Annotated in this window: 18 protein-coding genes; 7 read left to right on the top strand and 11 right to left on the bottom strand. The window is 35.6% G+C overall.

What is annotated here, in order from left to right; translation table 11 throughout:
• Positions 1–28 precede the first annotated feature (28 nt).
• The 5 genes from AP058_RS16060 to rlmB all read left to right on the top strand — a co-directional run bounded on the left by AP058_RS16060 (position 29) and on the right by rlmB (position 10,282).
• Positions 29–3,079 (top strand): SusC/RagA family TonB-linked outer membrane protein, encoded by a 3,051-nt coding sequence (locus AP058_RS16060; RefSeq protein ID WP_066313208.1) that lies wholly within the window; start codon positions 29–31, stop codon positions 3,077–3,079.
• Between the two features lie 16 nt (positions 3,080–3,095).
• The gene (locus AP058_RS16055; RefSeq protein ID WP_066313206.1) at positions 3,096–4,469 is read left to right on the top strand and encodes a SusD/RagB family nutrient-binding outer membrane lipoprotein; all 1,374 of its coding nucleotides are present in this window, start codon (positions 3,096–3,098) and stop codon (positions 4,467–4,469) included.
• A 367-nt stretch (positions 4,470–4,836) separates the two neighbouring features.
• Positions 4,837–8,025, top strand: a complete 3,189-nt coding sequence (locus AP058_RS16050; protein WP_066313205.1) for a SusC/RagA family TonB-linked outer membrane protein — start codon at positions 4,837–4,839, stop codon at positions 8,023–8,025.
• A gap of 14 nt (positions 8,026–8,039) precedes the next feature.
• Complete coding sequence (locus AP058_RS16045) at positions 8,040–9,476, top strand: SusD/RagB family nutrient-binding outer membrane lipoprotein (RefSeq protein ID WP_066313204.1); 1,437 nt, start codon at positions 8,040–8,042, stop codon at positions 9,474–9,476.
• A gap of 71 nt (positions 9,477–9,547) precedes the next feature.
• Complete coding sequence (gene rlmB, locus AP058_RS16040) at positions 9,548–10,282, top strand: 23S rRNA (guanosine(2251)-2'-O)-methyltransferase RlmB (protein WP_066313202.1); 735 nt, start codon at positions 9,548–9,550, stop codon at positions 10,280–10,282.
• Positions 10,283–10,434: 152 nt separating this feature from the next.
• Here the strand turns inward: rlmB and AP058_RS16035 are convergent, their stop codons facing one another.
• Entirely contained in the window at positions 10,435–11,196 is a 762-nt protein-coding gene (locus AP058_RS16035) for a rhomboid family intramembrane serine protease (RefSeq protein WP_066313194.1), read from the bottom strand.
• A 198-nt stretch (positions 11,197–11,394) separates the two neighbouring features.
• Between AP058_RS16035 and AP058_RS16030 the strand changes: the two genes are divergently transcribed.
• Positions 11,395–12,672, top strand: a complete 1,278-nt coding sequence (locus AP058_RS16030) for a replication-associated recombination protein A (protein ID WP_066313191.1) — start codon at positions 11,395–11,397, stop codon at positions 12,670–12,672.
• Positions 12,673–12,680: 8 nt separating this feature from the next.
• Here the strand turns inward: AP058_RS16030 and AP058_RS16025 are convergent, their stop codons facing one another.
• From AP058_RS16025 to hpt, 10 genes are all read right to left on the bottom strand, one after another.
• The gene (locus AP058_RS16025; protein WP_066313185.1) at positions 12,681–13,460 is read right to left on the bottom strand and encodes a hypothetical protein; all 780 of its coding nucleotides are present in this window, start codon (positions 13,458–13,460) and stop codon (positions 12,681–12,683) included.
• A gap of 2 nt (positions 13,461–13,462) precedes the next feature.
• Positions 13,463–14,149 carry a YjjG family noncanonical pyrimidine nucleotidase gene (locus AP058_RS16020; protein ID WP_066313183.1) on the bottom strand — a complete coding sequence of 229 codons (687 nt, stop codon included), beginning with the start codon at positions 14,147–14,149 and terminating at the stop codon, positions 13,463–13,465.
• Between the two features lie 2 nt (positions 14,150–14,151).
• Positions 14,152–14,844: a DNA repair protein RadC gene (gene radC / locus AP058_RS16015; protein WP_066313182.1), complete on the bottom strand. Its 693-nt coding sequence runs from the start codon at positions 14,842–14,844 to the stop codon at positions 14,152–14,154.
• 128 nt (positions 14,845–14,972) lie between these two features.
• On the bottom strand, positions 14,973–16,328 hold the full coding sequence (gene murC / locus AP058_RS16010) for a UDP-N-acetylmuramate--L-alanine ligase (RefSeq protein ID WP_066313181.1): 1,356 nt from the start codon (positions 16,326–16,328) through the stop codon (positions 14,973–14,975).
• A gap of 23 nt (positions 16,329–16,351) precedes the next feature.
• A complete protein-coding gene (locus AP058_RS16005; protein WP_066313179.1) occupies positions 16,352–17,050 on the bottom strand; it encodes a lipopolysaccharide assembly protein LapB in 699 nt (232 codons plus the stop codon).
• Positions 17,051–17,181: 131 nt separating this feature from the next.
• Complete coding sequence (locus tag AP058_RS16000) at positions 17,182–19,326, bottom strand: S46 family peptidase (protein ID WP_066313176.1); 2,145 nt, start codon at positions 19,324–19,326, stop codon at positions 17,182–17,184.
• A gap of 176 nt (positions 19,327–19,502) precedes the next feature.
• On the bottom strand, positions 19,503–20,504 hold the full coding sequence (obgE, locus tag AP058_RS15995) for a GTPase ObgE (protein WP_066313175.1): 1,002 nt from the start codon (positions 20,502–20,504) through the stop codon (positions 19,503–19,505).
• A 153-nt stretch (positions 20,505–20,657) separates the two neighbouring features.
• Positions 20,658–21,938: a hemolysin family protein gene (locus tag AP058_RS15990; RefSeq protein WP_082706677.1), complete on the bottom strand. Its 1,281-nt coding sequence runs from the start codon at positions 21,936–21,938 to the stop codon at positions 20,658–20,660.
• A gap of 197 nt (positions 21,939–22,135) precedes the next feature.
• Positions 22,136–22,708, bottom strand: a complete 573-nt coding sequence (locus AP058_RS15985; RefSeq protein WP_066313563.1) for an adenylate kinase — start codon at positions 22,706–22,708, stop codon at positions 22,136–22,138.
• Between the two features lie 105 nt (positions 22,709–22,813).
• Positions 22,814–23,344 (bottom strand): hypoxanthine phosphoribosyltransferase, encoded by a 531-nt coding sequence (gene hpt / locus AP058_RS15980; RefSeq protein ID WP_066313172.1) that lies wholly within the window; start codon positions 23,342–23,344, stop codon positions 22,814–22,816.
• A gap of 182 nt (positions 23,345–23,526) precedes the next feature.
• Between hpt and AP058_RS15975 the strand changes: the two genes are divergently transcribed.
• A complete protein-coding gene (locus tag AP058_RS15975; RefSeq protein ID WP_066313171.1) occupies positions 23,527–24,801 on the top strand; it encodes a sorbosone dehydrogenase family protein in 1,275 nt (424 codons plus the stop codon).
• Positions 24,802–24,804 lie beyond the last annotated feature (3 nt).

Below are 24,804 nucleotides of genomic sequence, written 5' to 3'. Positions count from 1 at the left end.
TGATTCAACTAATTCAAAATATTTAAATATGAAACTAAAGTTCAATGGATTCTTAGTGCTACTATTAGCACTTTTGACGCAAATCACTTTTGCGCAAGAAAGAGTTGTATCAGGAAACGTTTCCGATAATTCAGGAATGCCCTTACCAGGCGTGAGTGTATTAATAAAAGGGACTAAAACCGGAACACAAACTGACTTTGATGGAAAATTTGCCATTAAAGCATCGTCAAGTCAAGTCTTAATATTTAGCTATATTGGGATGAAAAGCCAGGAAATAATGGCCAATTCAACTAATTTAAATATAAGTCTAAAAGATGACTCAGTAGAGCTTGAAGGAGTTGTCGTGACAGCTCTTGGAATTAAAAAAGACGAGAAAAAACTTGGATACGCAGTATCAAAAGTAAGCGGAGACGAAATTACGAAATCGGGTGAACAAAATCTTATTCAAGCATTAGCAGGAAAAGCTGCTGGTGTGCAAATTGTAGGTTCTGGTGGAACTCCAGGCGCCTCTAGTAAAATTATTATAAGAGGCCTAAACACAATTACAGGATCAACTGATCCTCTAATTGTAGTCGATGGAATACCAATTGATAATAGTACTGATCAAACATCTGCAGGTGACAATCCGTTTAACGCAAACTTATCTGGTATTAACAACTCTAACAGAGCTTTGGACATCAATCCAAACGATATTGAAAGTGTAACAATTCTGAAAGGACCAGCTGCCGCTGCTTTGTATGGCGCAAGAGCAGGAAATGGAGTAGTTATTTACACAACAAAAAAAGGTAGAGCACAAAGAGGCTTAGGAATTGACTTTAGCACATCTTTAGCTATTGACAAAGTAAGTCAATTACCTGCAAGACAATCAAAATACGTTCAGGGCACCAGTGCAACTGCTACTGCGATAGCACCAAGTACTCCTCAAAGTTGGGGTCCTACTGCTGCTGCTTTAGGAATACCTGTATATGACAACGTCGGAAATTTTTTTCAAGAAGGTATTACACACAATAATAATATTGCTTTCTATGGCGGTAATGAGAAAGCGACATTTAGAACTTCTTACGGAAACTTGTCTCAAACAGGAATGGTACCGGAAACAGGATTAAAACGCAATACAATTAGACTCGTTGGAGACTTAAACTTAAGTGACAGTTGGAAAGCTGGAGCTAGTATGCAATATACACGCACAACGAATACTTTGGTTCAAAACGGAAGTAACGTATCTGGTGTCATGTTAAGTTTGCTTAGATCTGTCCCAAACTACGATTTAAGAGATTACATTGATGAAGAAGGAAATAATAAAAACTACTTTAGCTCTTATGATAACCCGTATTTCACTGTAAATGAAAATCCTGCAACAAGTGATGTTAACCGTGTCTTAGGAAACATTTACCTTACATACAAGCATGCTCAGTGGTTGGCTCTAACTGCAAAAGGTGGTATTGATGCCTATTCTGACGCACGCAAGCAAATATTTGCAGTATCTGCGAACAATGCAGGAGGAATTGGCGAGGTTTCATTTAACAGTATCAACAATAAAGAATTTTACGGAGATTTATTAGCAACTGGTTTGATACCACTTAAAACAGAATGGCTACAAATCAACTATACTGCTGGTCTTAATTTACGTTCATCTCAGTATCTTAGTTTATATTCTAGAGGTAGAGATCTTGCTGTACGAGGACTGTACAATTTAAGCAACGCTACAGAACTTTATGCCTCCAATTATGAAGCTAATACGATATCAAGAGCTGTATTTGCTCAGGTAGAATTTGATATCAAGGATCAAATTTTTCTAGCGGGTACTGTTCGTAAAGAGTGGTCTTCCACTTATGGAACAAACGTAAACAGTGCTATATTTCCTTCTGGAACAGCAGCTTGGATAGCTTCTAACACATTTGATCTTAACAATTATGTAAAGCTAAGTTATGGTTACGGTGAAGTAGGTATTGCACCAAGAGCTTATGCTACAATTAGTACCTATTCTCAGCCATTTATGACAGACGGTTTTACCGACGGCTTAAGTTTTCCATACGATGGAATAAACGGAATGACTGTTTCAGGTACATTAGGAAATCAAAACCTAAAGCCCGAAAGAGTATTGGGTCATGATCTTGGTTTGAGTACAAAATTTATTGACAATAGGTTGTCCGCAGATATTAGTTTGTACCATAAAACTTCTAAAGATCTATTGATTAATGTTCCTCTACCACAATCATCTGGATTTGGAACAGATTATAGAAATGCTGCAGAATTAGTAAATAAAGGTATTGAAGTTGAACTTGGCTACGATATTTTTCAAAAATCGAATCCGTTTCAGTGGAACATTAATTTAAATTGGGCTAAAAACGAGAACAAGGTTATCGATATTTCTGGAGGATTAACAGAGGTTTCTGTTGAATCAGCTTTTGCGTCAATCGGATACTATGCGGTTAAAGGTCAGCCACTAGGTAGCTTCTACGGCACAAAATGGGCACGCGACGATAATGGTCAAAAAATAATAGGTTCTAACGGTCTAGCTGTTATTGCAGATGAAACTGGTAACTTAGGAAACTCTGCTCCAAACTGGACCGGTGGATTTAGAAATACATTTGCTTACAAAGGTATTACATTGTCTGCATTTATAGATGTTAGGCGTGGCGGAGCAGTTTATAACGGAACATTAGCGAGGTTACATAACTTCGGTATTTCAGAACAATCTGCCGATAGAGAGCGTACCTACATTATTGAAGGCGTTAAAGCAGATGGAAGTCCTAATGATATTGCTATAAGTGCAAAAGACTATTTTAGAAAATATTTGGGAGATGGTGGAGGAGCTGCAGAAGAAGCAGTTACTGATGTTAATTGGGTTAGATTACGTGATGTTACCTTGAGCTACGATTTCAATGTTAAAAGATTTCCAGCAATTAATAATGCACAAATAGCATTTACAGGAAGAAACTTATTTTTGGACACAAATTACAAAGGTGTTGACCCAGAAACTAGCTTAACTGGCGCTGGTTCAAGAATCAACGGACTAGATTACTTTAACAACCCAGGTAGCAAATCATTCATCATGAGCCTAAAAGTAGGCTTTTAAACTAAAATATATAAAAATGAAAAAACATATAAAAAGTATGCTTGTAGCAGTGCTTGGCATTGGACTACTTGCAAGCTGTCAAACAGAATTAGATAATTTTAACGAAAATCCAAATTCACCGACAACTACAACTCCATCTTTACTTTTGTCTGCTATGGAAGTTTCGACTTTTGCCACACATACAAGTGGCTTAATTCGAAATGCTAACATTTTCACACAACAGTTGGCTGGAACAGATGTTGGACAGATGGGGCCAATAGCAGAGTATGTAATTACAGAAAATGATGTAACTAACGAATGGAACGCTATTTTTGGAACAACATTAATTAGCGGACATATTTTGTCACGCGATTTTGCTGAAAATTACCCACACTATAATGGAATTGGACAAGTGCTAACTGCGTTAAACCTAGGATATGCTACTGACATGTGGGGCGATGTTCCTTACGACGAAGCATTTAGAGCAGAAGAAGGCATCAAAGCACCAAAATATAATACTCAAGAAGAAATCTATCAGCGATTACAGTCAATTTTAGATGCAGCTATACTTAATCTAAAGAAACCTGCAGCAAGCAATACATCAGTTCCAGGTGATGAAGATTTTATTTTTGGTGGTGATACGCAAAAGTGGATTAAAATTGCTTACGTTTTAAAAGCAAGATATGCCTTAAGACTCTCTCAAGTGGATACAAATGCAGCTCAAAAAGCGTTAGACTACATCACAATGTCAGGTATAAGCTCTAACGATGATGACGCAAATACATTTTTTCCCGGCACTGCAAATGGTCTTAACCAATGGTATGCTTTCAACGAAGATCGTACAAACTATTTAAAAACCGGTAAATATTTTGTTGACTACCTTACTACTAGTAGCGATCCAAGATTAGCATTTTCTATCGCTAAAAATGGTGCTGGTAATTATGTTGGTAATGCTGCAGACAATCAAAGCACCACAACAACTTCTTATATTGGCTCTGCTTATGCAGCTCCAACTTCAGCAATAGGAATTGTATCGTATTCAGAAGCTAAGTTTATTGAAGCTGAAGCTAAATTTAGACTGGGTCAAAATGCTAAGTCATCATTAGAGCAAGCTGTTACTGCTTCAGTTTTAAAAATTACAGGAACAGATGTCACACCAGCCTTTTTAACAGCTGCTACTGCTACTGTTAATTTAGCTACTATTATGCAACAAAAATATATCGCACTTTTCTTAACAATGGAGCCATTTAACGACTACCGAAGAACTGGATTCCCTTCCTTGGTACCTAACCAGTCTTCGAATACAAAAGTTATTCCAGTTAGACTTCCAACTCCTGTTGAAGAAAGACAGTACAATAGTAACGCTACTGTAGTAAGTAACGTAACTAGTCCTTTATGGTGGGATAAATAATCGTCTCGAACTATAATACTAAAACCACCAGTTAAAAGCTGGTGGTTTTTTTTTTATAAAACGCCACATTAGAAATATAGTAATGGTTTTCTCAACAAGTCATAATATTTACGTCATCGCTAATTCAAAAAAATAGTTTAAACTACCATCTACCTAATTTCTAATTAAAAAATTTAACAAAATGCTCTGTTATAACTAGTTGCGTTCTCCGAAAAATTCAATAAAAAGATATTTGTTAAAAAGTAAATAAATATGATGTTTACTTCAAAATAAAAATAACGCAAAGAACCATGTTAAAAACCTAACGAAATTAGGAAAAATAACAAATTATTAAGAAGTTTGCGAGACTAATTCAAAAAATTTAAAAATGAAACTAAAGTTCAACGGACTTTTAGTGCTACTTTTCGCACTAATGGCGCAAATTACTTTTGCGCAAGAAAGAGTTGTTTCAGGAATTGTTTCTGACGACACAGGAATGCCTTTACCAGGCGTAAGCGTGCTAGTTAAAGGAACTCAAACTGGGACACAATCAGATTTTGATGGAAAATATTCCATTAAAGCAACCCAAAGCCAAGTTTTGGCATTTACTTACATTGGTATGAAAACCAAAGAAATTACTGCTTCATCTCCTACACTAAATGTGAAACTAGCCTCTGACGCTATGGAACTTGAAAGCGTAGTTGTTACTGCCTTAGGTGTCAAGAAAAGTGCTCGTGCCATTGCATATGCAACACAAGAAGTAAAAGCAGCCGATCTTACTAGAGCTAGTAACAATAGTCTTACTGGAGCGTTACAAGGGAAACTAGCTGGTGTTGCAATAACTCCATCAAGTGGTGCTCCTGGAGCCTCTTCACAAATCATAATTCGTGGAGCTCGTTCATTCACAGGGAACAATACACCTTTATATGTGATAGATGGAATGCCGGTTGCATCAACTCCTGATTTTAGTACTGGAAATGGTGTTACAGGATCTGATATAGCCAACAGAGCTGTTGATATTGACCCAAACGAAATTGAATCAATTAACGTTTTGAAAGGACAGGCAGCATCTGCATTATATGGTCTGAGAGCAACAAATGGGGTAATCATAATCACTACAAAAAGCGGTAAAAACTTAGCTCATAGCGGAAAACCAGTGATTACTTTTAATACTTCGACAAGTTTTGAGACAATTTCAAAGAAACCTGACACCCAAAATGAATATGCGCAAGGTTCTGGTGGGTTATTCAATCCTAACTCTTCACAAAGTTGGGGTCCAAAAATCTCTGAATTGCCAAATGATCCGCTTTACGGAGGAAATATTGCCAACGTAAGAAATGGTGGTCTTCTAAGACCAGGCAAATATTATGTGCCTCAAAGAGCAAAAGCAGGACTAGATCCGTGGGTAAATCCTGGATCATATAACAATATTGACGATTTTTTTAAAACAGGTATAACAATAAACAACTCGTTAAATATTTCTCAGGCAACAGAGAAAACTAACTATTCATTCGGTATAGGTACTTCAAAACAAGAGGGTATTATTCCTGAAACAGGTATGAGTAGATATACTGCTAAAGCTGCAGTAGATACTAAATTAAACGATCAGTGGAAAACTGGATTCTCATTTAATTATGTTGAAACGAAAATAACGAAGAGTACATCTGCAAATGATGGTGCAATAGTAGGAATATTTGCTGCTCCGAGAAGTTACGACCTAAAAGGAATTGGTTATGAAAACCCATCAAATCCTTATGATCAAATCTACTACAGACCAAGTGTATTTAACAACCCTTATTGGGCATCAAAGCACAATGAATTTAGCGAAAAAACTAATCGTGTGTATGGAAATGCTTATATTCAGTATAATCCAGTAATAAGCGAAGATGGAACTCAGAAACTTACTGTAAAATACCAAGCAGGAGTAGATTCATGGACAACTAATTATAGAGACATTTTTGAATTTGGTAGCAAACTAGATTTATCTGGAAAAAGTAGTAGTGCTAATCTATACGGAACCACTAATGATGTAATTAACTCTCTTTTTACGTTAAATTACAACTTAAACCTCACTGACGATCTTAACTTAAATGTTTTGGCTGGAAATGAGTACAATCATCAAAATACTAAAAACTATGATGAAGTTGGAACTGCTTTTAATTTTGGAGGTTTTCCTACAATAACAAATGCAAGAACAGTAACAGCTGAGGAATATCGCAGACAAACACGTACCGTAGGTTTTTTCAGTAATGCTGAATTATCTTTTAGAAACATGCTTTTCCTAAGCGCCACTATTCGTAAAGATATTGCATCTAATATGCCAAGAGGAAATCGAGACTTCGTTTATCCTTCAGCGTCTTTAGGTTTCGTTGTAACAGAGCTAGAAGGATTGAAAGATAAATCATTTCTTTCGTATGCTAAGCTTAGAGGATCTATTGCTCAAGTTGGACAAGCTGGAAACTATTTAGGAAATTATTATTCAACTGCTAACTATAGTGGTGGTTTCTGGTCTGGTAATCCAGTACAATATCCTTTGGGTGGTGTAAGTTCATTTATTCCAAATAATGTAATTTATGATGCAAATTTAAAACCTCAAAACACTAAATCATACGAGCTTGGCGTTGACTTAAAGTTTTTTAATAATAGAGTTGGCGTTGACTATACTTATTCTAACCAAAATTCAACAGATCAAATCTTCAATGTTCCTCTAGCTGGTTCGACAGGGGCAGCAGAACTGGTAACAAATGGTGGAGAAATGCGCAATGATGTACACGAATTAACCTTAAGCGTTAATCCGATACGTACTGCAGATTTTAACTGGACCTTTAATGTAAACTTTTCTCAGATAGATACAAAGGTAATTTCGTTAAAAGACGGTGTGGACAATATCTTTCTAGGTGGATTTACTACCCCTCAAATTAGAGCTAGCGTTGGCGATCGTTTCCCTGTTATATACGGTACTGGTTATGCTAGAGATGATAAAAACAACATTATTGTAGATGCGGACGGTCTCCCTACAGCAGACGGTGAATTAAAAGTTTTAGGTGAAGTTGCACCAAAATTTACTTTAGGAGGTTCAACTCAATTAACATACAAAAAAGTTTCACTAGGAGCTGTGGTTGATTGGAAAAATGGTGGGAAAATGTATAGCGGTTCAAATAACTTGATGAACTTTTACGGTGTAGATGGAAGAACAGCCGATAGAACATCAGAATTTGTGTTTCCTGGTGTTAAAGAAGATGGTACAGTTAATGATATCGTTTTAGGTGGTGCTTCCGATCCAAACGGACAACAAGCATTACAAGGAGAATTGAATGGAATCGCAGAATCTGCAGTTTTTGATGCAAGTTTTGTAAAACTAAGAGAAGTTACTTTAGGGTACCAATTTCCTAAACTATTGAATAACACAGTAGATCTTAGAGCTTCAATTTTTGCAAGAAATATTTTATTATGGTCTAAAATGCCTAATCTTGATCCAGAGGCAACACAAGGAAACAACAATTTCTCAGGTGGATTTGAACAATGGTCAATGCCACAAACTAAGAGCATTGGTTTTGGAATGAACTTTACATTTTAATTAAAAAAAATCAAATGAAGAATATAACAATAACAATAACAGCTGTAATAGCTTTATTCTTATGTCAATCTTGTTCTGAAGACAAGATGGATGACATAAATAAGAATGTGAACAATCCAACAGATATGGCTACCCGTTTAGTAATTACGGATGTAATGGTTAATTCTGGCTTTACTGTCACTGGTTCTGATGCCTCTTTTTACGCTGGCGTATACTCTGAGTTAAGTGCAGGTAACCACAACCAAATGTATAATGCACAAATTAGAAGATCTGATCCGCAATTATCCTCAACTTACAACAATGGATGGGATAATAGTTACCAGCAATTGAGAACGTTAAATATTATTATTGACAAATGCTCAACAGGTACGGAAAAAGGAAATTATCAAACCTTAGGTGTTGCTCAAATTTTACTTGCTTACAATTTAGCTGTTCTAACGGATCTTTTCGGAGATGTTCCTTATAGCGAAGCTGGACAACCTGGAGTTATTTTTCAGCCAAAAGTAGACAAACAAGAAGCGATTTACGCAGACATCTTTAAAAGATTAAATGATGGTATTGCCAATTTAAACAAGACTACAACTTACGGAACTTTAGGAGCCCAAGATGTAATTTATGGTGGAGATTCAGCTAAATGGATCAAAGCAGCGAATGGCTTATTAGCAAGATATACTATGAGATTATCGTTAAGAAAAGCAGATTACCAAGGTGTAATTAATTTTGTCAATGCATCTTTTACTAATGCTGATAACGAATTCAAACTTGTAAATGCTGGTGTACCAAATCCTTTCGCAAGATTTGAATTGAATAGAGGCGCATTATCTGTAGCCAAAAGCTTTTATGATACAATGGTAGCGAACGGAACTGCCGACGTTCGTACTAATTCATTTTTTACCAAAAATAGCGCTGGTCAAGTTGTGACTTTTGACAACTCAAAAGCAGATGTAGAGGGACAAGGAATTTATTCCATCTCAGCTCTTATGAGTGAAAAAAATCCTATTTACATGTTAAGCTATCATGAATTGTTATTTTTGAAAGCTGAAGCTCAAGCACGATTAGGATTAGCTGAAGCTCAAACAACATTAAATGCTGCAATAAAAGCTGCTTACACTAAAAAACAAGCAGTAACATTTACAGGTGCGCAAGCAGATGCTTATACCGCTTCTATAGGGACTTTGAATGGCGAAGCATTATTGAAAAAAATCATGATTGAAAAACATATTTCTTTCTACGAAAACGAAGGTATCGAATCTTACAATGACATTAGACGATTAAAAGCAATGGGTAATGAAAACTTTATCCCTATGGTTAATCCAAAGCCTGATTCTTTTCCCTTAAGATTCGCGTACGGTCAATCTGACGTTTCTTCGAATTCTAATGTTAAAGAGATATATGGGGACGGTTCTTATGTATACAAGGAAAAAGTTTGGTGGGCTGGAGGTACTAGATAATTGACTTCTATCATTAAACAATTTAAAAACCACCAGTTAAAAGCTGGTGGTTTTTTTTATATATTTGCACCATGGAAAAAGAACATCAAATATTTGGAATCAGAGCGATCATTGAAGCAATTCAGGCTGGAAAAGACGTAGATAAAGTATTCATTCAGAAAGAAGCTTCTGGCGAATTGATGAAAGACTTAATGAAAGTGATGAAACGCGCAAGCGTTAATTTTTCTTATGTTCCTGTAGAAAAACTAAATCGTTTAACTCCAAATAACCATCAAGGTGCAGTAGCGACTATTTCACCAATCGGATTTATAAGTTTAGAAGACTTAGTAGAATCTACTTTAGAAGCAAATAAAAAACCTCTTTTCCTTATACTAGATCAACTTTCTGACGCGCGTAATTTTGGTGCTATTATTAGAACGGCCGAATGTACTGGGGTAAATGGAATTATCGTTCAAAAAACGGGTTCTGCACCTGTAAATGGTGATACGGTAAAAACATCAGCTGGAGCCGTATTTAATGTTCCTATCTGTAAAGTAGAACATATTAAAGATGCTGTTTTTTATTTACAGGGTTCTGGAATAAAAACTGTTGCAGCTACTGAAAGAACGGAAGACAGTATTTACGACATTGATTTAACTGAAGGAGTTGCCATTATAATGGGGTCTGAAGATCGTGGAATCAATCCTTCGGTACTTAAAATTGTAGATGAAAAAGCAAAATTACCAATGTTTGGAACAATAGGTTCTCTAAATGTTTCTGTTGCTTGTGGTGCATTTTTATATGAAGCAGTTAGACAAAGAAAATAATAGGATCAATTCTTTCATTTCATAATTGCAATAAATGTGTATTTAAAATGAAAATTATCACGAATAAAAATTTGTGAAAAATAATTCTTAAAAATAAATTAGCAAAAAGCACGAACTATAAGTTCGTGCTTTTTTATTGATTGAAATAGAGACTATAACTTTTTTTTAGTTATTTCGTAATTAGTTTGGTAATTGGAAACAAAATAGGTTTTGGGCTTCTCCTCCACTCTTAGATCTTCTTCTGGACTTGGTAGATTGGCAAAATTACCGTCTTCATCAAACTGACGCATAAAAACATCTGCCTCTGGATTGAAATCTGGCTTTTGCCATTCGTAAACGACTGCTTTTTTATATTCAGGCAACTCATAAAGCAACGACAGCGCCAAGCCTACAACAAAGCCAGAAAGATGACCTTCCCAAGAAATAGAATTGTCTATTTCCGGAAAAACATACCAAATCATTCCTCCATACAGCACGATAACCGATAATGATAAGGCAACCAATCGGTAATAGCGCGTTTGAATTCCTTTAAAAAAAATAAAACTTACCAACACATAAATTAATCCACTGGCACCAATGTGGTAACTATTTCTACCAATTAACCATGTTAAAGCTCCTGATAGTAAAATACCAAAGACAACAACCGAAAAAGTTTGTTTGGGATAAAAATAACGAAGGGCCGCGAGCAAGACCAGAAGCGGAATCGAGTTATTGTATAAATGGTTTAAGTCGGAGTGAATAAACGGACTAAACAAAACACCTTGAAAACCAGACAACGTTCTTGGATAAATTCCGTTATCGAAAAAATCAAAATCGAATCGAATTTGCAACCAGTACACTACCCAAAGTACGAGCACAAAAAAAAGTGGTAAGGCAATAACTGAATTGGAAAACTTAAATTGATCGTCGTTCATAATACAAACAAATGTGTCATCAAGATAACAAAAACAAGTCCAAAAAAGAAATGCGACGTATTGACAGCAGATAACCTGATTTTGAAAACTGACTAGCCCAGATGGAAATGGCATCCTTTTTTGGTCTTCTTTTTCGAAGACTAAAAAAGATACAATGGACAGCTGGAAAATGCTCCAAAAAAATAGTAGTTTTGTATGATGGAAGCACCACTTGCAGAACGAATTCGACCTCAAACTTTAGAAGAATACATTAGCCAATCACATTTAGTTGGACCAAACGGATCTTTGACTCAGCAAATTGCCAAAGGAATAATTCCGTCTTTAATTTTTTGGGGACCACCCGGAACTGGAAAAACGACTTTAGCGCAGATTATTGCTCAAGAGTCCAAACGACCCTTTTATATTTTGAGTGCCATTAATTCGGGTGTAAAAGACATTCGTGATGTCATTGAAAAAGCCAAACAAAGTGGCGGATTATTTACAACTAAAAATCCGATTTTATTTATAGATGAAATTCACCGCTTTAGCAAATCACAACAAGATTCGCTTTTGGCTGCGGTAGAAAAAGGCTGGATCACTTTGATTGGAGCAACGACCGAAAACCCAAGTTTTGAAGTGATTCCTGCACTATTATCACGCTGTCAAGTATATATTTTAAATGCGTTTAGCAAGTCTGATTTGGAAGCTTTGTTGCATCGTGCGATAAAAACTGACAAAGAATTAGCTTCTAAAAAAATTGAGTTAAAAGAAACAGAGGCCTTACTTCGCTTGTCTGGCGGAGATGGTAGAAAATTACTTAATATTTTTGAGTTGGTCATCAACGCTTCTTCTGAAGACACAGTGGTAATTACCAACGATCGGGTATTTGAATTAGTACAGCAAAACACCGTACTGTACGATAAAACCGGCGAACAACATTATGATATTGTTTCGGCTTTTATTAAATCCATCCGTGGAAGTGACCCTAATGGGGCTGTATATTGGTTAGCGCGCATGATAGAAGGTGGTGAAGATGTAAAATTTATTGCGCGTAGAATGTTGATCTTATCAAGCGAAGATATCGGAAATGCCAACCCAACGGCTTTTATAATGGCCAATAGTACATTTCAAGCAGTAGCCATTATTGGCTATCCCGAAAGTCGCATCATTCTAAGTCAATGTGCCATTTACTTGGCTACTTCCCCAAAAAGCAATGCTTCGTATGTAGCAATTGGCACCGCACAGCAATTGGTAAAACAAACAGGAGACTTAGCCGTTCCCATTCATTTGAGAAATGCGCCAACCAAATTAATGAAAGATTTAGGATATGGAGACACTTACAAATACTCGCATGATTATGCTAATAATTTTGCTGAACAAGAATTTTTACCCGATGCTATAAAAGAAACGGTTCTTTATAATCCCGGCAACAATTCTAGAGAGAATAGCAACCGTGAATTTTTAAAGAACCGTTGGAAAGGAAAGTACAAGTATTAGTTGATCTACTAAAATTTTACTGAAATTGGCTCTGAAACCAATTTATCATCTTTATAATATTCAAAAAACCATTGGTTGTTTTTACTTATTAGTGAGCCTTGAACGCCATCTTTAATTGCAATAAATGAGTCAGGTTGCGATGTTTTCATTAACTTCATGACCACTTTTGGCGTTTTATCAATAAGTTGATAGCCCGTTTCCGTGGGCTGCGCATATAAAACATCAACACTATTTGTATTGGAGTTAATCGTACTCATAGGAACTGAACTTTCAACCGCTTTTGCAGTCGTTACAGCAGTTGCTGCAATTGCTGTGGCTTGCACAGTTGTTTGCTTTTTTCCAACTTCACTCTTGTTTACCGTACCATTGTACGCGTAATTTAATGCATTTACAGAAACGAAAGCGCCATCTAAAGCTTCTTTGTAAGCCGGTTCATATTCTTTGGTTTTACTTTTTCCAATTTCAGAAGTATACACTACTTTACCATAGCAATCTTTAAATTCTACGTATAACTTAGTTATTAAAAAAGCATTATCACGAACGACATTTACATTTAATAAATCGCAACGTTGCGCCGTATATTCTTGCGGTAACACTTCGTTAGCGTAAAAAGCAGTGAAACCCGCTTTTTCAAGATTAAATTTAGTCAACGTAGCCAAACGATATTGATTATCCGTTTTAATAAAATCAAATTTTAGAGGCACAATAACGGCTTTATAATCATTGATTGATTGCGAAAAACAATAAGTTGAAAATAAAACAAACGCAAAGAGGAATTTGGTTTTCATAATTATAAATAGTTTTTAAGTTCTAATAAATGATTTATTTGTTTAATATCTTGATTTACTTGTATGCTTTTTTCGTTAAAAAAAATAGCTTGCATTCCTGCATTTATAGCGCCAAGAACGTCGGCTTCTAATGAATCTCCAATCATCAACGATGTTTCTTTATTGGCTTTCGCCGAAGAGACCGCATAGTCAAAAATAATTGGATTGGGTTTCTTAACACCTGCCATTTCAGAATTAGTAATTGTTTTAAAATACTGTATGATTGCTGAGCTTGTCATTTTCTTGTATTGTACTTCCGCAAAACCATTTGTAATAATATGCAAGGTATACATTGACTGCAGGTATTCTAATATTTCTATCGTTCCGTCGAAGAGATGATTGTACAGTGGTAAATATTCAATATAATCCTTTGCCATCTGATGAATTTGTTCATCTGACATACTATAATTTATGGCATCAAAAGAATGCTTGAGTCTATTGTACCGCAATTCGTGATGTGTAATTTTATCGTTTTGATACAATTGCCAACACGCTTGATTGATAGGTACATATTTTTCGATAAAAGCGGTCGTTGAAACAGTGGGATGTGCTTCTTTAAAAATCATATCAAAAGCGAGCTCTGAGTTTTTGTCAAAATCCCAAAGTGTATGATCTAAGTCAAAAAAGACATCTGTTATAGTATTTTTCATTTTTAAAATATTCCTTCATCTACAAAACTATAATATTTTGTTTCAGTAACGATAAGATGATCTAAAACTTTAACATCTAAACTCTCACCAGCCAACTTTAATTTTTTTGTAATGTGCTTGTCTGCTTCACTCGGAACTAAAGCACCAGATGGATGATTGTGACACAAAATTATTGCGGTTGCCCCTAATTCGAGTGCTGCTTTAAAAACCAAACGAACATCGACCATCGTTCCTGTAATACCGCCTTTGCTTTGCTGCGCTTTAGAAAGCACTTTATTGGAATTATTCAAATATAAAATCCAAAATTCCTCGTGAGGTAACTCGCCTATTATTGGTTGCATAATCTCAAAAACAACTTTGCTCGATGTGATTTTGCTAAGTTCTACAGCCTCCTCCGCTCTTCTTCTGCGTCCTAACTCTAGTGCAGCAATAATTGTAATCGCCTTTGCCTCTCCTATTCCTTTAAAACTAATTAATTGCGATAAAGATACTTTTCCTAGAGCATTCAAGTTATTAGCTACACTTGCTAAAATTCTTTTACTGAGATCGACCGCCGATTCATTTCGACTTCCAGATCCAATCAAAATAGCAATTAGCTCGGCATCGCTTAACGCACTTTTCCCTTTCAACATTAATTTCTCTCGAGGCCTATCATCTTCTGACCAGTGTGTAATGGGAAAATTTGTTTGTTCCATATTCTTGAAAAATTACAATTAAAACTTACTAATATACAAGAAAAATCTTTCAATAAAATCTGAAGTGAGCAGAAATAAAAAAGCCAATTAACGATTGCTAATTGGCTTCTAATCTCATTATTCTAAAATTATTCTATTAAACGTTTCACTTCATCAAAATTAAGTCCACCATAATTACCTGAACTCATTAGTAATAATGCCGAATTTTCTAGATTTAGATTAAAAAGATAGTCTTTAAATTCAATTGGATTTGTGTAAATAACGAGGTCTTTTCTATTGAAAGCATTCGCGATCTGCTCGTAAGTCACTTCTTCTAATTGTTTTATTTTTACTGCATCTGGCGAGTAAAAAACCACTGCGGTATCTGCAAATTCCAAAGCACCTTCATACTCTTTCAAAAATTCCGCATTTAAACTACTATAGGTATGCAGTTCTAAACACGCAATAAGTGTTCGATCTGGATATTGTTCTTTTACTGCTTTTGTGGTCGCAGCTACTTTACTTGGTGAATGTGCAAAGTCTTTATAGGCGACCTTACCTTCTCCTTCTGCAACTTTCTCTAATCTTTTTGAAGCGCCTTTAAAACTAGCAATGGCCTCGTAAAAATCGGCTTCATCAACACCCATATTTTGACAGATCCACTTTGCTCCTGCCAAATTATTTAGATTATGCGCACCAAATACTTCAATTGGCATTAAACCTTCGGGCGTCTCTAATAACGTTTTTCCATTTTCAACTTTATAATTGGGCGTTGAATAGGGTAATTTACGAATTGGGTTTGTAGCGGCTTCGGCCACACGTTTTACTTCTCTATCATTTTCATTATAAATTAATATTCCTCCACGGGAAATCTTTTCAATAAAAATTTCGAATTGCTCGACGTAGTTTTCGTAGGTTGGAAAAACATTAATATGATCCCAAGCAATACCCGAAATTAAAGCAATATTAGGTTGGTATAGGTGGAATTTTGGTCTTCGATCAATCGGTGAAGACAAATACTCATCACCTTCTAAAACAATAAAATCATTTTCTTCTGTAAGATGCACCATCGTATCAAAACCTTCTAATTGTGCACCAACCATATAATCGACTTCAATAGCATGATAATGCATGACATGCAAAATCATAGAAGTAATAGTTGTTTTGCCGTGCGAACCTCCAATAACAACACGCGTTTTATTTTTGGATTGTTCATATAAGAATTCAGGATATGAATATATCTTTAGACCTAATTCTTGCGCTTTCAGTAGTTCTGGATTATCAGCTTTGGCATGCATTCCTAAAATGATCGCATCCAAATCAGCGGTAATTTTATCAGGAAACCAACCCATTTCTTCAGGTAAAATTCCTTTTTTTTCTAAGCGTGATTTTGATGGTTCAAAAATAGCATCGTCACTGCCCGTAACTTTATATCCTTTATTGTGTAGCGCCAAAGCTAAATTATGCATCGCACTTCCGCCAATGGCAATAAAATGTGTCTTCATATTGTATTCGAATTATTCGTCAATTAATTTGATGTTTTCTTTTTGTATTCTTCTAAAACGATCTTGGCTTTATCTGGTTGCTCCATTTTATTTTGATATAAATCGGCTAATTTTTGATAGCAAATTTTTGTTCCTCCAACAGTAACAGCTTTTTTATACTGCTCTTCTGCCATTTTATATCTTTTAAAATATTCATCAATTCGGCCTTGCGACAAATAACCATCGACTGCAGAAATTCTTTGCAATTGATCCGAATATGCGACTGCCTTAGATTCGCTTCCGCCAACCATTGCAGGTAATTGCAGATACAATTCGATTAATGCCCAACGTGCAGGAATGTGTTTAGAATCTAACTGAATCGACTTTTCAAATGATCCTTTCACTTCATCAATCATTCCTAACGCTTTAAATTTATTAACAGTTAGTGCTTTCATACCGAGAGCTCCACCGTATTTATAAAAATAGTCAGCTTCTGATGGCTTAGTCAGTTTTAACTTTTTATAGTATACTAATGCGGTATCCCATTTTTTTTCTGCCCCCGCAATATCTCCTAAATATTCAATTGCTTTTAAATTATTTGGAGTAGTTTTTACGACACTTTCAAACGCAGTTCTCGCTGGCGCATATTGTTTCTTCTGAAAAAGCTTTTCTCCCTTTTCAAAATCAGATTGAGCCCACATACAATTGGTTACCAAAACAAAGAATATTACAAGTTGCTTCATAGCTCAAAAATAAGTAAATAAATTGTGCTGCATTTACTTTTGGGAAATAATTGTATTTCATACTGTTTTGTACAAAAAAAAACCACCATAACAAGGTCATGGTGGTTTAAATCTTTACAGTCAAAATTAAACTATTTCACTATAGTCAATTCGTCAATAATATTTTTAGCTCCAGCGTACTTATCAATCACCCAAAGCACATAACGAATATCAACGTTAATTGTTCTTTGCAAGTTTGGATCAAAAATAACATCTCCAGCCATTGCTTCGATATTTCCATCAAATGCAATACCAACTAATTCTCCTTTGCCATTAATCACCGGTGAACCTGAGTTTCCTCCTGTAATATCATTGTCGGTTAAAAAGTTAACTGGCATATACCCTTCTTTGTCGGCATATTGACCAAAATCTTTCTTTTTATTTAATTGCAACAATCTTTTTGGCAAATCAAATTCAGCATCACCAGCTTTATACTTTTTAACCATACTTTCCATGGTTGTATAATTGTTGATTTTAACGTCATTGCGTTTGTCTTCAGGCAAGGCGCGTACTTTTCCGTAAGATAATCGTAAAGTAGAGTTAGCATCTGGATATTGAATCGTGTTTAATTTTGATTCTTTTAAACCTTCTACTAATTTGCGGTAAGCAATTGCAAATCCATCATCAGATATGGCTTGGTAATCACTCTCAGCACGGTATTTTGTCAATAAATCGTTAGAAATAATATACAAAGGATCGTGTATAATTGCCAATGGTTTAGGATCTGCCATAAACGCAAGCACTTTTTCTTTAGATGTAAAATAACTTACTTCCGTTGCTTTTGCAACATCAGCTGTAAAGTTACCGTTATTCTCTGCTTTCATCTTAGCAATTTGCGCTGGCAAACCGTATTCAGTACCTTTAGAAGCATATAGATTTAATTGAGCAGCCAACACATCTTTTTCAAGCGGTGCATAAAACTCTCCATAAATATTATCGATTAATGCAGTAATCTTAGGTAGCATTTCTGCTTTTTTAGCATCGTTTTCTTTGTAGTAAGCAATCAAAGAGTTTCCTAAATTGGCTGGTCCCGTTGCATAACTTGACGTACGTAAAAGTTGCATTAAATAACTATCGTGAGCTGCTTTTACATTTGTTATTCTGTAATACTCATTAATAGTCGGAATTACGTTTTCGTACTTTTCTTTATTCGCTGGCTTCATTGCCCATTCGTAGAACTTATCTTCTTGTTCTGCTTTTGTAGCGGCTGTTCCTGCTTTCGTCAACGCATCAATCATACCTTGACGGTTTTTCCAGTAATTGGCTGTAGAAGCATATTTTGACGCATATTGCAAACGAACCGTTGCATCTTTGTCCATATACTTTTTCATTTGGTCCATTCCAGTTTTTGCACCTTCAACCCAAGCAGGATAAGCATACTTTACATTTTGCTCAATTCCCCCCGCTGGCATCCAACGATTGGTTCTTCCTGGATAGCCCAAAATCATGGCAAAATCATTTTCTTTAACACCTTTTAAACTTACAGGTAAGTGGTGTTTAGGCTGCAAAGGCACATTATCTTTAGAATATTCTGCCGGATTTCCGTCCTTATCAGCATACACTCTAAACATAGAGAAATCTCCCGTTTGACGTGGCCATTCCCAGTTATCCGTATCTCCTCCAAATTTTCCAATACTTTCTGGTGGCGTTCCTACTAAACGTACATCTTTATAATCTTGGTAGACAAAATAGTAATATTCATTTCCTTGAAAGAAAGGTCGAACAGACACTACATATTTTCCGTTCTCACTGTTCTCTTTTTCGATCAAAGCCATTTCTTGCTGAATTGCTTTGTTGCGATCGGTTTCACTCATTTTATCATTCACTTTTGATAAAATTCGTTTTGAAACATCATCCATACGAACAAAGAAACGAACGTATAGTGATTTTGGCTTCATTTCTTCGGCACGACTTTTAGCCCAAAACCCATCTTTTAGATAATTTTGTTCAGCGCTAGAAAGTTCTGCAATGGCATCGTATCCACAATGGTGATTCGTTAAAACAAGACCACTTTTAGAGACCATTTCTGCTGTACAACCACCGTTAAACTGCACAATTGCATCTTTTAAACTGTGATTGTTAATGCTGTAAATTTCTTCAGCAGTCAGTTGCAAACCCATTTTTTCCATATCTCTATGGTTGAGTCTATCTAGAAACATTAAGAACCACATTCCTTCATCGGCCCTTACAGGAAATGCCATTAGGCACATCGATACAAATAAGATTATTTTTTTCATATAATAATTGAATTAGTTTTGCGAAGATAAGTCATTTTCGAAATTACATCCACTTGAAAATCATAAATGTGTAGAAAACAGCTATAAAAAGCATATTTTTTTACGATACTAGCAATTTAAACCTTAAAAAAAGGCGCTCTATCTCTAGAACGCCTGTATTTTGATTAAAAACCAGCTTAGTCGTTAAGCATTTTCCAAAGTCTATCTTTTAATTCGGTCAGACCTTGCTGAGCCACAGATGAAATAAACATAAAAGGAACTCCTTTTAATTGTTCATCTAGTTCTGCTTTTAGCTCTACTTGCAACTCATCGTCGAGCATGTCGCATTTAGAGATTACCAACAAACGTTCTTTGTCTAACATTTCAGGATTGTACTTGGTCAATTCATTCACCAAAATATCATATTCTGTTTTAATATCTTTGGCGTCTGCAGGAACTAAAAACAGTAAGGTAGAATTTCTTTCGATATGACGTAAGAAATAATGACCCAATCCTTTTCCTTCGGCAGCACCTTCAATAATTCCTGGAATATCGGCAATTACAAACGATTGATAATCGCGGTAGGCTACAATTCCTAAATTAGGTTTTAAAGTCGTAAACGGATAATCAGCAATTTTTGGTTTTGCAGATGTTAATACTGAAAGCAAAGTTGATTTTCCAGCATTAGGAAAACCTACTAAACCTACATCGGCCAGTACTTTCAATTCCAAAATAATATCCATCTCTATTCCAGGTAAACCCGGTTGTGCATATCTTGGCGTTTGGTTTGTTGAACTTCTAAAATGCCAGTTTCCTAATCCACCTTTTCCTCCTCTTGACAAAATTTGACGTTCGCCATCTTCCGTAATTTCAAAAAGAATTTCTCCAGTTTCTTTATCCTTAACAACGGTTCCTAATGGTACTTCGATAAATTTATCCTCTCCATCGGCACCTGTACTTCGGTCACCACTTCCATCTCCACCATTCCCTGCTTTAATATGGCGCGCAAATTTTAAGTGAAATAATGTCCAAAGTCCTTTATTTCCAATTAAAGTTACGTGCCCACCACGTCCACCATCTCCACCATCTGGACCACCTTTCTCAATAAATTTCTCTCTATGTAAATGTGTAGAACCTTTTCCTCCTTTTCCCGAAGAAACAAATATTTTTACGTAATCTACAAAATTCCCTTCTGTCATAACTTTTTTTTATTTTGACTGAAATAAAAAGCAAATCAGCCCTTAGCTGCTTTTCTTCTTACTTTTAGTCTTCTATTCTTGTTGTCAACCTTAGCTTTTAAAATCTAGAATTCCGAGAAATTGTAGATTCTCCTCTAAATATAAAAACTATTTCTATTCTTTTTCTTTTCTTCTTTTAATCAAAACTTTGTCAATTTTAATACCATCCATATCGATAATTTCCAATTGAAAATTATTCCAATTTAACTTATCGCCTTGTTTCGGTATTCTTGATAACTCTGTCATTATCATTCCGCTGACCGTTGTAACATCATAATCGTTTATTAAATCATCCAACTCAAAATAGGTTAAAAAATCATGCAACGAATAATGTCCATCAACCAACCAAGTGCCATCTTCTCTTTCTACTAACTGAAATTCTTCTTTATAAAAATCTGATACATTACCAACTAACGCTTCCAATATATCATTCAGCGTAATTATTCCTTGAAAAATGCCATACTCATCTGCTACTAAAGCATGATGTACTCCAGTTAATTTAAAACTCTCTAACGCTCTGTATGCAGTAGTATGTTCCATAATGAAAGAAGGCGTGGTCATAATTTTAGCCAAACTAAAATCTTCTTTTTCAATAGTTGCAAAAATATTTTTAAGTGTAACAATACCAACGATATCGTCAAAATTGTCTTTGTAAACGGGATAAGTAGTATGTAAATCTTCTAAAACTGCTTTTTTTACTGCGGCCGCATCCCAATCTAAAACTAGCATGTCTACCGATTTGCGATGTGTCATTAACGAATTCACTTTTCGATCACCGATATGAAAAACGCGTTCTACAATGTCTTGTTCGATTTCTTGTACTTCTCCACCTTCTGTTCCTTCTTTTATAATGGCCTTAATTTCCTCTTCGGTTATCTTGCCGTCTGCTGAAGGTTTAATTTGCAAAACGTTCAGTAAAAAATCAGTCGAATGGGTCAATAACCAAATAAATGGCGCTGTAATTATCGAAACAAATTTCATTGGCATCGCGGATGTTTTTGCAATGGTTTCCGGAAAATTTAATCCAATTCGTTTCGGTAGCAACTCTCCCAAAACCAACGAGAAAAAAGTTAAAACAACCACGACAATTCCCACACCAATAGAATCTGCATACGGACGCAATACAGCAAATTCTCCAATAAAAACCTGCACATCGGCAGTAATTTTATCTCCACTGTAAATCCCGGTTAAAATTCCGATTAACGTAATTCCGATTTGAACAGTCGATAAAAATTTATTTGGCGAATTGGCAAGCTCTAATGCAATTTTAGCACTTTTATTTCCTTTTTTTGCTGAAGTCTCTAATCTACTTTTACGAGCAGAAATCAATGCAATTTCTGACATCGAAAAAAAGCCATTGAGTAGAATCAATAAGAAAATAATAAGTAGTGCCATATATTTTGAAAAAGAGTTACACTTTACGTTAAACAACAAAAGATTTGTTAGCCAACAAACCCTTTTTAATTTAAAAAAAACCACCAAGCAATTAAGTTTCATTGAACGTCAATCGCCTCAATTTCTTAGTGGAAAATTATTTTGTGCAGTTTGAATTGTATGGTGATTAAACCTCAAACTGTTTCTATTTATTTGAATTACAAACTATCAATCACAGCGCCTAAACGCTCAGTAATTTCTGCGACAGAACCGATTCCGTTTACGGCGTGAAATTTATTTTGCTCTTTATAATACCCCATCAAAGGAGCTGTCTTCTCGTTGTATTCTTGGTATCTGTTGCGAATTTTTTCTTCGTCTTGATCGTCTGGCCTTCCGCTAGTTTTTCCTCTTTCTAACAAACGCGCTACTAAAATTTCATCATTAGCTTCTAATGCAACGGTTGCCGTGATTTTTTCTCCTTTAGAAACTAAAAAAGCATCTAGTGCTTTTGCTTGCGCAATTGTTCTTGGAAAACCATCAAATAAAAATCCTGCTGAATCTTGATTACTTTCTACCTCACTTTGCAACATCTGGATCGTTACTTCATCTGGAACTAAATCGCCTTTATCCATATAGGTTTTGGCTAATTTCCCTAATTCGGTTTCATTTTTAATATTATATCTAAAAATATCTCCGGTTGAAAGATGTGTTAGATTGTATTTTCCTTTTAAAAATTCAGCTTGAGTTCCTTTTCCTGCTCCAGGTTTTCCAAATAAAACAATGTTGATCATAATGTAATTTAAAAGTTGAAACATTTAAAAATGAAAGGTTGTATTTCTCTTTCTAAAATATTTCTAGTTGTGTAGTTATGTATTTATAGTTTCAGTTAATTCTTTTTACTCTTGAACCTGATACACTTCGGGCAAGTTGCGCCCCAAACCATCGTAGTCTAAACCGTAGCCAACAATAAATTTATTTGGAATTCTAATTCCAACATAATCTATTGTAATGTCTTTTTTGTACGCTTCGGGTTTAAAAAAAAGAGTGGCAATTTTCAAGCTTTTCAAGTTTTGATTGGCAAACATTTCTTTTAATGTCACCAATGTGTTTCCAGTGTCAATGATATCTTCTAAAATCACTACTGTTCGCCCAGTTAAATCTTCGTTAATCCCAATAAGTTCTTTCACTTCATTGGTCGTCTCAGTCCCTTCGTATGAGTTTAATTTCACAAAAGAAACTTCGCACGGATAACTGTACTTTTTCACAAAATCAGCAACCACCATAAAAGAGCCATTAAGTACTCCGATGAAAATTGGAGTTTCATTAGCTGTATCTGCTTCTACTTTTACCACCATTTTTGCAATTGCAATTTCGATTTCCTTAGCAGAAATAAACGGAACAAATTGTTTATCGTGAAGTTGGATCATTAATTCTTACTTTTTAAATAAGCTGCAAAGATACAGAATTACAAATAAAACTAAACGTGAAAATATAAGGCTGATTTATTATTTTGAAAAAGTTAAATATCACTTAATTTTTATAAATATTTCCTATAAAATTCTTTTAAATTAGGTAAATTGTTGTGCTATAAATTTAATCTGAAATTGAAATGAAAACCATAATCAAAGTATTTTCTACATCCCTAATATTTCTTTTGACGGCCTGCAACGGACAAGTAAAAGAAGCAACCAAAGAAAAGTTGGCACAGCAGCCAGAAGTCACAGTAAAAACAGCGGTTGGCGACTTGGTATTGCCGCCGCCCTATGCCACAGAATCTGTTGCAAAAGGCAGCCGAATGGTCAATTGGCCAGAAGGCAAACTGCCGCAAGCACCTGAAGGTTTTATGGTTACTAAATTTGCTGACGGATTAGAAAACCCGCGTTGGACCTACATTGCGCCTAATGCTGATATTTTTGTAGTGGAAAGCGGAACGAGAACTTCAAAAAACCAGATCACGGTCTTTAGAGACGCCAACAAAGATGGAACATTTGAAACGCGAAATGTTTTTATTTCGAACCTCAACAAACCATTTGGCATGTTAGTGCTGAAAGACTTTTTTTACATTGCAAACACCGATGGCTTGTACCGTTATCCGTATATAAATAATGCCCTAAAATTAGAAACTAAAGGCGAAAAAATTCTTGATCTTCCTGCGGGAGGTTACAACAACCACTGGACAAGAAATATAATTGCCAATACCGAAGGGACAAAAATTTACATATCGGTTGGATCAGGCAGTAATGTTGGCGAAAATGGCATGAAAGAAGAAATTCGCCGCGCCAATATTTTAGAAATTAATCCTGATGGAACGGATGAAAAAATTTATGCCGCTGGCTTAAGAAACCCGGTGGGAATGGATTTTAATCCAGTTAACGGAGAACTTTGGACAGCAGTTAATGAAAGAGACGAATTGGGAGACAACTTGGTACCCGATTATATTACTAGCGTAAAAAGAGATGGGTTTTATGGATGGCCATATTCGTATTACGGAAATATTTTGGATCCTAGATTGAAGGGCGAAGGCAAAGATTTAGCTGCAAAAGCGATTGTTCCTGATGTTTCTGTTGGCGCACATACTGCTTCGCTAGGCTTGACTTTTTACAACAAAGATGCTTTTCCTTCAAAATACAAAAACGGAATTTTTGTAGGCCAACACGGCTCTTGGAATCGCGCGAATATAGCAGGATATAAAGTAGTATTTGTTCCGTTTGCTGACGGAAAGCCGTCTGGTAAGCCCGAAGATTTTTTGACTGGTTTTATAGCTGATCAATCCAAAGCAGAAGTTTACGGTCGTCCTGTTGCGGTTACCGTTATGAATGACGGCTCGCTATTGGTAAATGACGATACTGGGAATGTTATCTGGAAAGTAACAGCAAATAAATAGACG

It is taken from the genome of Flavobacterium sp. TAB 87, from assembly GCF_001529295.1.
GTDB lineage: Bacteria > Bacteroidota > Bacteroidia > Flavobacteriales > Flavobacteriaceae > Flavobacterium.
The sequence above is the reverse complement of the archived record's forward strand: the minus strand, read 5'-3'. Positions and strand labels throughout refer to the sequence as shown.

Excerpts from the sequence above, each read along its gene's own strand:
- AP058_RS16045 (WP_066313204.1), top strand. The coding sequence starts at position 8,040 with ATGAAGAATATAACAATAACAATAACAGCTGTAATAGCTTTATTCTTA.
- AP058_RS15985 (WP_066313563.1), bottom strand. The coding sequence starts at position 22,708 with ATGATCAACATTGTTTTATTTGGAAAACCTGGAGCAGGAAAAGGAACT.
- AP058_RS16005 (WP_066313179.1), bottom strand. The coding sequence starts at position 17,050 with ATGAAGCAACTTGTAATATTCTTTGTTTTGGTAACCAATTGTATGTGG.
- AP058_RS16050 (WP_066313205.1), top strand. The coding sequence starts at position 4,837 with ATGAAACTAAAGTTCAACGGACTTTTAGTGCTACTTTTCGCACTAATG.
- AP058_RS15990 (WP_082706677.1), bottom strand. The coding sequence starts at position 21,938 with ATGGCACTACTTATTATTTTCTTATTGATTCTACTCAATGGCTTTTTT.
- AP058_RS15975 (WP_066313171.1), top strand. The coding sequence starts at position 23,527 with ATGAAAACCATAATCAAAGTATTTTCTACATCCCTAATATTTCTTTTG.
- AP058_RS16030 (WP_066313191.1), top strand. The coding sequence starts at position 11,395 with ATGGAAGCACCACTTGCAGAACGAATTCGACCTCAAACTTTAGAAGAA.
- AP058_RS16055 (WP_066313206.1), top strand. The coding sequence starts at position 3,096 with ATGAAAAAACATATAAAAAGTATGCTTGTAGCAGTGCTTGGCATTGGA.
- rlmB (WP_066313202.1), top strand. The coding sequence starts at position 9,548 with ATGGAAAAAGAACATCAAATATTTGGAATCAGAGCGATCATTGAAGCA.
- AP058_RS16000 (WP_066313176.1), bottom strand. The coding sequence starts at position 19,326 with ATGAAAAAAATAATCTTATTTGTATCGATGTGCCTAATGGCATTTCCT.
- AP058_RS16020 (WP_066313183.1), bottom strand. The coding sequence starts at position 14,149 with ATGAAAAATACTATAACAGATGTCTTTTTTGACTTAGATCATACACTT.
- hpt (WP_066313172.1), bottom strand. The coding sequence starts at position 23,344 with ATGATCCAACTTCACGATAAACAATTTGTTCCGTTTATTTCTGCTAAG.
- AP058_RS16025 (WP_066313185.1), bottom strand. The coding sequence starts at position 13,460 with ATGAAAACCAAATTCCTCTTTGCGTTTGTTTTATTTTCAACTTATTGT.
- AP058_RS16060 (WP_066313208.1), top strand. The coding sequence starts at position 29 with ATGAAACTAAAGTTCAATGGATTCTTAGTGCTACTATTAGCACTTTTG.
- obgE (WP_066313175.1), bottom strand. The coding sequence starts at position 20,504 with ATGACAGAAGGGAATTTTGTAGATTACGTAAAAATATTTGTTTCTTCG.
- murC (WP_066313181.1), bottom strand. The coding sequence starts at position 16,328 with ATGAAGACACATTTTATTGCCATTGGCGGAAGTGCGATGCATAATTTA.
- radC (WP_066313182.1), bottom strand. The coding sequence starts at position 14,844 with ATGGAACAAACAAATTTTCCCATTACACACTGGTCAGAAGATGATAGG.
- AP058_RS16035 (WP_066313194.1), bottom strand. The coding sequence starts at position 11,196 with ATGAACGACGATCAATTTAAGTTTTCCAATTCAGTTATTGCCTTACCA.